The organism is Mesorhizobium sp. INR15 (assembly GCF_015500075.1).
Classification (GTDB): Bacteria; Pseudomonadota; Alphaproteobacteria; order Rhizobiales; family Rhizobiaceae; genus Mesorhizobium.
The window spans coordinates 1,673,133-1,684,947 of the sequence record NZ_CP045496.1; the positions used below are offsets into that span (position 1 = coordinate 1,673,133).

General features: G+C 63.3%; 10 protein-coding genes. 9 read left to right on the top strand and 1 reads right to left on the bottom strand.

Annotated features, from left to right (window positions below; all coding sequences use genetic code 11):
- Window positions 1–92 precede the first annotated feature (92 nt).
- Entirely contained in the window at window positions 93–629 is a 537-nt protein-coding gene (locus GA829_RS08110) for a TetR/AcrR family transcriptional regulator (RefSeq protein ID WP_195178008.1), read from the top strand.
- Between the two features lie 22 nt (window positions 630–651).
- Here the strand turns inward: GA829_RS08110 and GA829_RS08115 are convergent, their stop codons facing one another.
- Complete coding sequence (locus GA829_RS08115) at window positions 652–1,086, bottom strand: Lrp/AsnC family transcriptional regulator (protein ID WP_195178009.1); 435 nt, start codon at window positions 1,084–1,086, stop codon at window positions 652–654.
- Window positions 1,087–1,216: 130 nt separating this feature from the next.
- Between GA829_RS08115 and GA829_RS08120 the strand changes: the two genes are divergently transcribed.
- The 8 genes from GA829_RS08120 to GA829_RS08155 all read left to right on the top strand — a co-directional run bounded on the left by GA829_RS08120 (window position 1,217) and on the right by GA829_RS08155 (window position 11,811).
- Window positions 1,217–4,273, top strand: a complete 3,057-nt coding sequence (locus GA829_RS08120; RefSeq protein ID WP_195178010.1) for an aminotransferase class III-fold pyridoxal phosphate-dependent enzyme — start codon at window positions 1,217–1,219, stop codon at window positions 4,271–4,273.
- 122 nt (window positions 4,274–4,395) lie between these two features.
- Window positions 4,396–5,409, top strand: coding sequence for an amino acid ABC transporter substrate-binding protein (locus GA829_RS08125; protein ID WP_195178011.1), 1,014 nt, complete (start codon window positions 4,396–4,398; stop codon window positions 5,407–5,409).
- 213 nt (window positions 5,410–5,622) lie between these two features.
- On the top strand, window positions 5,623–6,693 hold the full coding sequence (locus GA829_RS08130; protein WP_195178012.1) for a LacI family DNA-binding transcriptional regulator: 1,071 nt from the start codon (window positions 5,623–5,625) through the stop codon (window positions 6,691–6,693).
- Between the two features lie 22 nt (window positions 6,694–6,715).
- A complete protein-coding gene (locus GA829_RS08135; RefSeq protein WP_195178013.1) occupies window positions 6,716–7,462 on the top strand; it encodes a transporter substrate-binding domain-containing protein in 747 nt (248 codons plus the stop codon).
- A 65-nt stretch (window positions 7,463–7,527) separates the two neighbouring features.
- Window positions 7,528–9,177 carry an amino acid ABC transporter permease gene (locus GA829_RS08140; protein WP_195178014.1) on the top strand — a complete coding sequence of 550 codons (1,650 nt, stop codon included), beginning with the start codon at window positions 7,528–7,530 and terminating at the stop codon, window positions 9,175–9,177.
- Entirely contained in the window at window positions 9,158–10,561 is a 1,404-nt protein-coding gene (locus GA829_RS08145; RefSeq protein ID WP_195178015.1) for a GH1 family beta-glucosidase, read from the top strand. Before GA829_RS08140 ends, GA829_RS08145 begins: the two co-directional genes overlap by 20 nt.
- A 31-nt stretch (window positions 10,562–10,592) precedes the next feature.
- Window positions 10,593–11,261 carry an SDR family oxidoreductase gene (locus GA829_RS08150; protein WP_195179568.1) on the top strand — a complete coding sequence of 223 codons (669 nt, stop codon included), beginning with the start codon at window positions 10,593–10,595 and terminating at the stop codon, window positions 11,259–11,261.
- A 139-nt stretch (window positions 11,262–11,400) separates the two neighbouring features.
- A complete protein-coding gene (locus tag GA829_RS08155) occupies window positions 11,401–11,811 on the top strand; it encodes a PqqD family protein (RefSeq protein WP_195178016.1) in 411 nt (136 codons plus the stop codon).
- The last annotated feature ends 4 nt before the right edge of the window (window positions 11,812–11,815 follow it).

The following is an 11,815-nucleotide window of genomic DNA, read 5'->3' on the forward strand; positions in this document are numbered from 1 at the left end:
TGGCTACCTGTCCCGATTTCAAATAACGGCGGACTTACTGTACCGTCTGGACGGTCTTGTCAATTGTGCCTAAGCTTGCGAGGGGAGGCGCCATGAAAGCTCAAAGATCGAACTCGCGCGAGAAAATTCTCGCCGCGGCCGCTGATGTCGCCCGGGAATCCGGGCCTGGAAGCCTGTCGCTTGACGCCGTCGCCAGCCGCGCCGGCGTTTCGAAAGGAGGGCTTCTCTACAATTTTCCGACCAAGGCCAAATTGATGCAGGGGCTGGTCGAGGACTACCTGCGTGAATTCGAAGGGGCGCTGGAGGCGGCCCGGCAGAAAGATAGCGGCGGTGAAAGCCCGCTTTCCTCCTATATCAGACTTTCGGCCAAGGATTGCGAAGAGACACAGCCGTCGGCGTCATGGATATTTTCGGCGATCGCCGAGGATCCTGACTTCATGACACCGATAAAGACCTTCAAGCAGCAGCTTTTCGAGCGGCTGAAGGGAGAGACGCCGGATTTGAAGTCGCTGCTGGTCTGCTATCTCGCCATAGAGGGGCTGCGAAGCATGAATCTTTTTGACTCGGACGTTCTCTCGCAGGACGAGCGCCAGATGCTGGTGTCGTCCCTGCTGGAGATCGCCAAATAGCAGCTAGGGCAGCGGGAGCAGTCTAATCGCGCTCGATATCGTGGCGCAGCACGATTGCGGTTGTCAGGTCCTCGACACCGGCGTGGCTGGCAATGAGATCGCGCAATGTGTTCAGCCTGTCGATCGAAGGCACCTCGACTTCGACGACCAGATCCAGCTGGCCGCTCACCGACGACACCCGCCGGACCTCGGGGAAACGCGCCAGCTGGTCGAGGATGCCGATCGAGGGCGTGCGGATCAGCGTGACCAGCAGGAAGGCAAAGACCAGCCCCTTGTCCATCTGGCCGATATCGGCGCGATAGCCTCTGATGACGCCGCTCTTTTCCAGCGCCGAGACCCGCTCGCTGGTTGCGCTGCGTGACAGGCCGATGCGCCCCGCAAGCGTCTTCAGCGGGATGCGGGCCTCTTTTGACAGAATGCCCAGAATGTCCCGGTCTTTCGCGTCAAGATCCCTCATCGCGCCACGCTCCCGCTGTTCCGTTAAAGTGCCGGTCAATGCAGTCATAGTGTCGGCACAACCGACGCTTTGCCGGATGCCCGATTTCTAAGCCCATGCCAAGCTTTGGCAACGCAAATCCGGATTGACCATGACTGACGTTTCCCATCCCGCGCCACGCTTCTCGCTTAGCGAGGCCATCAATCTCGCCGACCGGTACTTCGGTATCGGCGGCAGCGTCACGCCGCTCGACAGCGAGCGTGACCTGAACTTCAAGCTGACAGCCGCCGATCGCTCGCTCTGGATTCTCAAGATCGTCAATGCCAGCGAACCGCTTGTCGAAAGCGAATTCCAGACGGCGCTTCTGGCGCATCTGCAGCGGAGCCGGCCTGATCTGGCGATGCCGCGCCTGAGGATGACGACGGAAGGAACCGCTCTCGCGCACGTCGCGGGTGTAAGTGGCGAACGCCATGCGGTTCGCCTTGTCTCCTGGCTTCCCGGCAGACCGCTGGCCGAGAGTTCGTCGACGCCGGAGCTGCTCGAAAGCCTCGGCGGTGCACTCGGCCGGCTGGACTGCGCGCTGCAAGGCTTCATCCATCCCGGCGCGCTGCGCTCCTTCGACTGGGACATCCGCCAGGCAGGCGCATCGCGCGAACGCCTCCACCATGTCACGGATGAGCAGGACCGCCTGCTGCTGGTGCGGTTCCTGGACCATTTCGACGCCGACATCGCCCCCCGGCTGCCCGCCTTGCGGGCACAGGTGATCCACAATGATGCGAATGACTGGAATGTGCTTGTCGATCCCGATCAGCCCGACCGCGTCGCTGGCCTGATCGATTTCGGAGATGCCTTGCACAGCGTGCTGATCGCGGAAGTCGCTGTCGCCTGCGCCTATGCGATCCTCGACGCGGAAGATCCGATCGGCGCGGCTGCTCGCCTCGTTGCCGGCTTCCATGCGGAATATCCGCTGCGCGAGGAGGAAATCGAACTTCTCTTCGATCTTATCGCCATGCGGCTGGTGATCTCGGTGACGCTGTCGGCTGCCCGCAAGGCGCGGACCGCCGGCAATCCTTATCTTTCCATCTCCGAGGCGCCGGCCTGGCGGCTGCTGCGGCGCATGGATGCCATGAACCGGCGCTTCGCAACCGCTATCCTGCGTCATGCCTGCGGCTTCGATGCCGCGCCCGGGGCCGGCGACGTCATCCGCTGGATCGGTGCAAACCGCAAACAGCTGGCGCCGATCCTCGATCGTCATCCGGCGACGCTTGCCAAGGCGATGGTTCCCTATGGCGACCCGCTGCATCCGATGACGGTGACTTCCGCCGGGCGCGAACCGGACAAGGCGACCGCGTGGTGGGATGCGCATTGCGCCGAGAACGGCATCGCGCTTGGCATAGGACCATGGGGCGAGGAGCGCACGGTCTATACGAGCGACATCTTCTGGTCGCGTTTCGTCGAGGGCGCGCGGCGCGGCCATCATCTCGGCCTCGACCTGTTCATGCCGGCGGGCACGCGGCTTTACACGCCGCTGGCGGCCACGGTCAGAAGCGTCGAGATCGAGGAGGACCCGCTCGGTTATGGCGGTCTCGTGGCGCTGGAGCACGCGCCGCCAGGCTGTCCGCCATTCGTCACCTTGTGGGGGCATCTGGCGCATGAGGCGAGCCGGCGATTGAAGCCGGGCGACCGGCTCGAGGCGGGTGCGCTTGTTGGCGAGATGGGAACGGCGACGGAGAATGGCGGCTGGGCGCCGCACCTGCATTTCCAGATTTCGACCGATGCGAAGCTTGCCGCGCGCGATATCCTGGGTGTCGGCGAGGAACGCTATCTCGACGTCTGGAAAGAGCTGTTTCCGGACGCCGCCGAGCTCGCCGGCATTCCGCCCGAAACCTTTCTTCATGTGGGGCGAACCCGGCAGGAGATCGTCGCGGCGCGCAAGGCTTCGCTGCTTCCCAACCTTTCGATTTCCTATTCCGAGCCGATCAAGTTCGTGCGCGGCGAGGGCGCCTGGCTGATCGATGACACCGGCCGCGCCTATCTCGATTGCTTCAACAATGTCTGCCACATCGGCCATGCCCATCCCGACGTCGTCGAAGCGATCGCCCGCCAGGCCGCCCTGCTCAACACCAACACGCGCTACCTGCACGACGCCATCGTCACCTACGCCGAACGGCTGACCGCGACGCTGCCGGATGGCTTGTCGGTTGCCTCCTTCGCCTGTTCGGGCAGCGAGGCCAACAGCCTGATGCTGCGCATGGCACGGACCCATACCGGCCGCGCCGAGGCGATCGTGCTGGACTGGGGCTATCACGGGACGACGCCGGAACTGATCGAACTCAGCCCCTACAAATACAAGCGCAAGGGTGGCAAGGGCCGTCCGCCGCATGTGTTCGAGGCGGTCATCCCCGACAGCTATCGTGCGCCCGCCGACTGGCCGGCTGACCAATATGCCAGGCGCTTCGCCGAAAGTGTCGCCGAGCAGATCGCCACGATGGCCAAGCAAGGCCGCGCGCCGGGTTTCTTCCTCGCTGAATCGATCCCGAGCGTCGCGGGCCAGGTGTTCCTGCCGGACGGCTACCTCCGGGAGGTCTACGAGATGGTGCGCGCCGCCGGCGGCATCTGCGTCGCCGACGAGGTGCAGGTCGGCTTTGGCCGCGTCGGCAGCCACTGGTGGGCCTTCGAGGCGCAAGGCGTGACACCAGACATCGTCACCATGGGCAAGCCGATCGGCAATGGCCATCCGATGGCGGCGCTGGTGACGACCAGGGAGATTGCCGCGTCGTTCAACAATGGCATGGAGTATTTCAACACGTTCGGCGGCAATCCGGTGTCCTGCGCTGCAGGGCTCGCGGTGCTCGATGTCATCGAGCGGGACGGCTTGCGGCGGAACGCGACGGAGATCGGCGACTATCTCATCGCCCGCGTCAAGGATTTGCAGGCACGCTACGAGATCATCGGCGATGTGCGCGGCCAGGGTCTCTTCCTTGGCATCGAGCTGGTCGAGGACCGCAAGAGCAAGGCGCCGGCGACAGCGCTTGCCCGCCGCATCAATGACGGTGTCAGGGCGCGCGGTGTGCTGATCGGCACCGAGGGACCGCATGACAATGTGCTGAAGATGCGCCCGCCGATGATCTTCAGCCGGGCCAATGCCGACCATCTCGTCGGCGTGCTCGATGAGACCTTCGCGGCGGTGCTGGCGGAAGGGCCTTAAGAGAAGCGCGCGTCGCCGAGGCGCCGCGCGGGCGAATTTTGACACTGACAGTTTTTGCGAACTTCCGGCGCCCATGGCGCCGGCGGCAGGGAGAGGCTTTGCCTCATCAAGGGAGGAACATCATGAAACATGCATTCGCCACCGCGCTCTTGCTCGCCTCGGTCACCATGGCCGGGGCCGCGAGAGCGGACACATTCGATGTCGTCAAGCAGAGAGGCTCGATACTTTGCGGTGTCAGCCAAGGCGTCGCGGGCTTCTCGTCGCCCGATGACCAAGGGAAATGGAGCGGCTTCGACATCGACGTATGCCGCGCGGTGTCAGCCGCCGTCTTCGGCGACCCCGACAAGGTCAGCTATGTCCCGCTGTCGACCAAGGACCGCTTCACCGCACTGCAGTCCGGCACCGTCGATATCCTGTCGCGCCAGTCGACCTGGACGCTGTCGCGCGACACCGGCATGGGCATCCATTTTGTCGGCGCGGCCTACTATGATGGCCAGGGCTTCATGATCCGCAAGAGTCTTAATGTTGACAGCGCACTCAAGCTCTCGGGTGCCACGGTCTGTGCCGAACAAGGCACGACCACGGAGCAGAACGTCGCCGACTATTTCACCGCCAACAAGATGAAGTACGAGGCGGTCGTCATCGACTCCGCGGACAGCATCATCAAGGCATTCGATAGCGGCCGCTGCGATGTCTACACCACGGACGCCTCCGCGCTTTATGCGCAACGCCTTAAGCTGACCGACCCGGCGGCCTTCACCGTCTTGCCGGAGATCATCTCGAAGGAGCCCCTGGGCCCAGCTGTGCGAAAGGGCGATGACAAGTGGTTCGATATCGTGCGCTGGACCTTGTTCTCGCTGATCGAGGCGGAAGAGGAAGGCATCACGCAAGCGAATGCTCAGGCATCGCTGCAATCGCAGAACCCGACAGTCCGGCGGTTCCTCGGCGCCGACGGCGACAATGGCAAGCTGCTTGGGCTCGATGCGGCCTTCGCCTACAACATCGTCGCCAAGGTCGGTAACTATGGCGAGATCTTCGACCGCAACCTTGGCCAATCCAGCCAGTTGAAAATCGCGCGTGGAATCAATGCGCTGTGGAATGCCGGCGGGTTGATGTACGCACCGCCGGCGCGCTGAGGCATCGGCCCAGGCAAACGGCTTCAGAGGGGGCTCTTGTCCAGCGAGCGCTCACTCTGCCGTGGGGGCGATGGTGCACGATCTACGTGCATCATCGCCCCCGTCGCTCTTGCGGCTGGAGCGTGAAAATTACGCAATAAAAACGTTTTTATCTTTCTTGAAAACGTTTTTATCCGGTGGTACGACTCCTGCCCTGAGGGGATGTCACGGATCATGGCAGAGAGCAGAAAATCCGAAGGCCGAGAGCTTTCGCCGACGATCAAGACGTTGGCGGCCCACACCGGCTATTCGATCGCCACCATCTCCAAGGCGCTGCGGGGTTCACCCGTGGTCGCGCAGCCAACCAGGGACGCCATCGTCGCCGCCGCGCAGGAACTCGGCTATCAGGCCAATGCGCGCGGCATGGCATTGAGGACAGGCAAGACCTATCGCGCCGCGGTGCTGATGCCGATCACGTCGGCGGTTGGCTACGAATGGGACGGTGTCGAGTACACGCAGATCCTGAGCGGGATAAGCCAGGCGCTGGAGGACAGCGACTATCAACTGTCCGTGCATGGGTTTCGGAGTTTTGACGACGCCTTTGACATTGCCCGCCGCATTGTCGACCAGAGCGCCGCCGACGGCCTGATCTTCTCCGGTGTCCGGGCTGATGACCAGCGTATCGACATGCTGGTCGAAAGCGGCTTTCCGTTCGTTTCGCTCGGCCGCTGCCGCAAGCCGCTCACCTATGCCCATGTCGATGTCGACAATGAGTGGGCGGCGTTTACCGCCACGGCCCGGCTGATTGCTGGCGGACATCAGCGGATCGCGTTGATCAACGCGGATCGCCGTCTTTCCTACGCGCTGGACAGGATCGACGGGTTCTCGCGCGCCTTCAACGAGGCCGGGCTTGCCGCATCGATCGACCTGATCGCGGATGGTGACCTTTCCACCCGCTTCGGCCGTGAGAGCGCGCTACAGCTTCTTGGCCTGCCCAACCCGCCGACTGCCCTGGTGTGCATCAACGAATCCACGACGCTGGGCGTGCTGTCGGCTTTGGGCAGCCTGGAACGGCGCGTTGGGATCGATGTCGACGTCATCGCTTATGACGACATCAACGTCAGTGCCTACTTCACGCCGCCGATCACGACTTTCTACCAGCCTATCGAGCTTCTCGGACGCAAGCTCGGCGAGTTCCTGCTGCGGCGCATGGCGGGCGAGGATCCGGCAGAGCTCACCCTGGTCTCCAGGCCCGAGCTCATCGGCAGGCAGCCGGACAATCTTGGCGGACAAAACCGCCGCTAATCATCAAAATGGGAGGAAGAGCATGAAGAAGATCTTGATCGGACTTGCGCTGGCGTTGTTGACAGCAGGGACCGCCAGCGCGGCGGACCTCGGCGGCAAGGTTCTGAAAGTGGGTTCGGATACCACCTCGCCGCCGATGGAAAGCGTCGACACGGGAAGCGGCCAGATCGTCGGCTTCGATGTCGACGTGCTCAAGGCAGTGTGCGGCAAGATCAACTGCAAGGCAGAGTTTGTCACCACCGGCTGGGACGGCATCTTCGCTGCCCTCGACCAGGGCAGTTTCGACCTCGTCGCCTCCGGCGTCTCGATCACCGACGAACGCAAGAAGGCCATGGATTTCTCCGAACCCTACATCGTCAACAGCCAGGCAGTGCTGATGCGGGTGGAGGACGAGGGCCTGTCTCTCGATGACTTCAAGGCCAAGGGCAAGAAGCTCTCGGCGCAGGCCAATACAACCGATGCGCAGGTCGCCGAAGGCATCGTCGGCAAGGACAATGTTGTCGCCTATGACAGTTTCGCGGCTTCCGTCATCGCCTTGAAGAACAAGGACGTCGACGGCGTGGTGATCAACGGGGCGAACGCGGCCGCCTATGAAAAGGAATTCGCCGGCGAACTGGTTGTGCCGATCAGGGATCTCCAGTCCGATCCGCTGGGGCTGGTCTTCCGCAAGGGCGACGAGAACGTCGCCGCCTTCAACGAAGGGCTGAAGGCAATCAAGGCCGACGGCAGCCTCGACGCGCTGATCGCCAAGTACTGGGGCGCCAAATAGCGGCTTGAAGAAATTTCGGCTCCGGCGCTCGCGCCGGAGCCCTCGTCAAGGGAGGACGGGACCGGATGCAGTTTCTGATGCGCCTGCGGCCCAGCAATCTGATCATCATCGCGGCGTTGCCGTTCATCGTCTATCTCTTTGCTTCGTCGGTGAACTACCAGCGTTCGCTTCGCGCCATCCTCGGCGTGGAGAATGGTTCGTCAGCCTTCGTGCCCGGCTTCCTGGCACTGGCCGTCGCCTTTGGCGCCGGCTTCGCCGTGTTCTTGATGTCGCGCGCCACGTCCGGGTCGACTCGTCTGGCGACGGTCGCCGCTGCCGTCAATCTTGTCGCCGCCGCCGTGCTTGCGGCGACCGGCCTGGTCTATCCCTTCGCCGCATCGGTGGTTGCGAACGCGGTCGATCCGTTCACTTCGGATCTGGTGGTTCAAGGCGTTACGCCCCGTCGCCTGACGGAGGCCGCGGACCTGATGGTCCGCGGCCAGACGGCCATCCTGTTGTGGGTCTATCTCGGCCTGACGATCGTGGCCCTCGGTGCGTTCTTTATCGGAGCCCGCCTCCGAACCGGTAACCCGGTGCAGCGCTTCGCCCGCTTCGGGCTCGCGGCGATGAATGGCGCGGGGCTGGTCTTCATCCTGCTCTTCGCGCATATCGCATTCGCCGCCGGCGTTGCCACGACGATCCGCGCTGCCATCGCAGCCTATGTGCTGGCGGCGATGATGGGGCTGCTCTGGGTCGGGCTCCTCAAGCTCAAATACAGCAAGCGGGCAGACCTCATCTGCATCGCGGCAACTGTCCTCATGGTCTGTGCGTCGGCATGGTTTCTGTTCCAGCCACGCGACGGCTATGTGCTCGCCGGCTCTCTCACCGGCAAAGTTGGCGTGACATCAGGCACGCCGTCGGGAATCCTGGGTGCGGTCCGCTATGGACAATTTCCGGGCGGCCCTGACAGCGAAATACCGCTGCGCACCTTTCGCGGCGCCCGCGAGGCGATCGACGCCATCGGCAAGATCCCTGATGTCAGCGCGGCGCTGGTTCCGGCGGCGATGGCCCCGGTCGGACTGCCGGTGCTGTGGCAGACCGAGGCGCTGAACGATCGCGACAAGGCGTTCGGTATCACGCTTGCCGTGCTGGCGATCGTGCTTGGCCTGCTCACTTTCGGCGGCCATATCCATCGCCGCCATCCGCTCTCCATCGGATCGGAATTCATCGTCGATACGATCCGTGGCATTCCGATGCTGGTCATCGTGCTCTATGTCGGCCTGCCACTCGCCGGCGCGCTCAAGGACGCAACGCAGGGTGTCGTCGATCCGCCCAATCTGGTGCGTGGCATTGCCGCGATGGCTCTGGCCTATTCCGCCTATCTCGCCGAGATATTCCGATCCGGCATCAACGCCATACCGGCGGGCCAGATCGAGGCCGCGCACAGCCTTGGGCTCAATGGCTGGCGCACCGCCCGGCTGATCGTGCTGCCGCAGGCCTTCCGCATCATCATCCCGCCGCTTGGCAACGAGCTGATCGCCATCCTCAAGGACACGTCGCTGCTCTCGATCCTGTCGATCCGCGACATCACGCAGCGGATGCGGGAGTTCCAGTCGGCAAGCTTCCTGCCGTTCGCGCCCTACAATTCAGCCGCCATCTTCTACATTTTCCTGACCCTGGCCGCGGCAAGCCTCGTCAGCACCATCGAGAGAAAATATGACATCAAGCATCGATAACGCACGCCGGACCCTCGAAGCGCGCGCTTCCGGACTGGTCTTTCCGCAAGGCTTCGTCTTCGGCGCGGCGACCGCGGCCTACCAGATCGAGGGCTCGCCCGACGCCGACGGCAAGGGCGAGAGCATATGGGACCGGTTCTGCCGCGTTCCCGGCGTGATCGTGGACGGCTCGAGCGGTGATGTCGCCTGCGACCATTACCACCGCTGGAGGGAGGATATCGCCGTGCTGAAGGCGCTCGGCCTTGGCGCCTACCGCTTCTCCTTCGCCTGGACCCGGCTTCTTCCCGATGACCGTGGTGAGGCCAACGCCAAGGGCATTGCCTTCTACGACCGGTTGATCGACGATCTTCTCGAAGCCGGCATCGAGCCCTATGCAACGCTCTATCACTGGGATCTGCCGCAGGCGCTGCAGGACCGTGGCGGCTGGTACAGCCGGGAAACAGCGGCCGCTTTCGCCGACTATGCCGGGCTTGCCGCGCGCAGCTTCGGCGATCGCGTCAAGAAATGGACGACGCTCAACGAACCCTGGACGTTCTGCTGGTCCGGTTACGCTTCGGGCGAGGATGCACCAGGGCTGCGGGACGGCGTGAAGGGCGGTGTGGCCGCCAGCCACCATGCTTTGCTGGGACATGGCCTGGCCGTTCCGGTGATCCGGGCCGAAGTGCCGGATGCCCAGGTCGGCATTGTCTTCGATCTCAATGTGGCGGAGGCGGCCACGGACGATCCACGCGATGTCGCGGCGACGCAACGCTTTGACGGCGCCCAGAACCGCTGGTTTCTTGATGCCGTCTTCAAAGGGGCCTACCCCAAAGACATGCTGGAACTCTACGGCGACCTGCTGCCGCCGATCCACGCGCGTGACAATGAGATCATCGCCGCGCCGCTCGACTATCTCGGCATCAACATCTACCGGCGCTCGGTGATCGCGGCGGGTGACGAACTGACGCCGCTCAGCTATCGCAGGGTGCAGCCCGAAGGCGTCTACTCCGCCGTCGATTACGAAATCTGGCCGCGCTGCATGTACGACATCCTGCGCTATGTGAACGACCGATACGCGCCGCCGGCAATCTACATCTCCGAGAACGGCGTCGCCACGAAGCCGGAGACCGTCGGCGAAGACGGGCATGTATGGGATGACCTGCGCGCGGCCTATTACGTCGACCACCTCGAGCAGGTCGCCAAGGCGGCGGCCGAAGGCGTGCCCATGCGCGGTTACTTCGCCTGGACGCTGACCGACAATTTCGAATGGGCTTATGGCTACACGACGCCATTCGGCATCACCCATGTCGATTTCGCCACGCAGCAGCGGCACATCAAATATTCGGGCGAGGTCTACGCCATGATCGCCCGGCAAAAGACGGCGGCCGTCGCAAGGAGTGCCTGACTTGGCAGGCAGAAGGCAAGAAGACCGCACGGTGCTGATAACGGGTGCCGGGCGCGGGCTCGGCCGTGAACTGGCACGGCAATATGCTGAGGATGGCTGGCGCGTCGTCGCTTGCGGGCGCGCATGTCCGGCCCACGATTTCGAAGGCCGGGTCGAGTTCCAACTTTTGGATACCGCCGACCCGGCTTCCATCCATGACCTTGCCGTGCGTCTCGCCGGCAGGCCGCTGGACGTGCTTGTCAACAACGCCGCCATTCGCAGCGAAGCCAGCGGCCTGCTCGGCTTCGATCCGGATGAATTCCTCAGGGTCGTGCGGACCAACACGCTCGGCCCGCTGTTGCTGGCGCGGGCGCTGCGGCAGAACCTTGTCGCGGGGGGCATGCGGATCATCGCCAATATCGGCAGCCGCGCCGGGTCGATGGCCGAGGGATTGCTCGATGATTATGACGACGACTATGCCTATCGCTGCTCAAAGGCCGCGCTCAACATGGCCGGGGCCCAGCTGGCGCAGGACTTGCGCGTCGACGGAATAACGGTGCTGTCGCTGCATCCGGGCTGGGTGAAGACGGATATGGGAGGCGTTGAAGCCGACCTGGCGGCCGAGGACAGTGCGCGGGGTCTGCGCACGATCATCAACAGCGCGACGATTGAAGACACCGGCTCCTTCCGCACCTTCGATGGCAAACATATCGGATGGTAGTCTGACGGCGTGTCCGGGCCTCGATTTCGATGCCCGGTCTCGCTGTCTATCCCACGCTGACCGTCTGCTGTATAGGCAGCCTGGAGGGCAAGGTTAGCCAGGCAAGGTTTGCCTGCGCAAGGGGGAGTTTTTCGAGGCCATGACTGCCTATCTATTCAACGCGGACAAATTTGCTTTCGAGGTTTTTGCCGACGAGATCGTGGTGCTTGATATAACCGAGGGAACGTATTTTGCCCTTGGCGGTTGGGTCGTCGAAATCTGGCCCGCACTGGCGGCGCGCCAGCCGGTTGAATTGATCGCTGACGCGATTTCGCAACGTTACGGCGTTTCGGGAGGTACGATCGCGGATGAGCTTTCTGGGCTGGTGGCAAAGCTGAAGGACGAGGCGATCCTGCGTGACGCCGAACCAACCGATGAAGGCATGGTGCTGGCTGGCGCGACCGGTGATTTTCGACCGCTCTCCTTCGAGAAGCATGTCGACATGCAGGACCTTTTGACACTCGACCCGATCCACGATGTCGACCCGCAGAAGGGCTGGCCGAGTTACTGACCGG

Bases quoted from the DNA above. Each gene is read 5' to 3' on its own strand.
- GA829_RS08125 (WP_195178011.1), top strand. From the start codon at position 4,396: ATGAAACATGCATTCGCCACCGCGCTCTTGCTCGCCTCGGTCACCATG.
- GA829_RS08110 (WP_195178008.1), top strand. From the start codon at position 93: ATGAAAGCTCAAAGATCGAACTCGCGCGAGAAAATTCTCGCCGCGGCC.
- GA829_RS08115 (WP_195178009.1), bottom strand. From the start codon at position 1,086: ATGAGGGATCTTGACGCGAAAGACCGGGACATTCTGGGCATTCTGTCA.
- GA829_RS08130 (WP_195178012.1), top strand. From the start codon at position 5,623: ATGGCAGAGAGCAGAAAATCCGAAGGCCGAGAGCTTTCGCCGACGATC.
- GA829_RS08120 (WP_195178010.1), top strand. From the start codon at position 1,217: ATGACTGACGTTTCCCATCCCGCGCCACGCTTCTCGCTTAGCGAGGCC.
- GA829_RS08145 (WP_195178015.1), top strand. From the start codon at position 9,158: ATGACATCAAGCATCGATAACGCACGCCGGACCCTCGAAGCGCGCGCT.
- GA829_RS08155 (WP_195178016.1), top strand. From the start codon at position 11,401: ATGACTGCCTATCTATTCAACGCGGACAAATTTGCTTTCGAGGTTTTT.
- GA829_RS08135 (WP_195178013.1), top strand. From the start codon at position 6,716: ATGAAGAAGATCTTGATCGGACTTGCGCTGGCGTTGTTGACAGCAGGG.
- GA829_RS08140 (WP_195178014.1), top strand. From the start codon at position 7,528: ATGCAGTTTCTGATGCGCCTGCGGCCCAGCAATCTGATCATCATCGCG.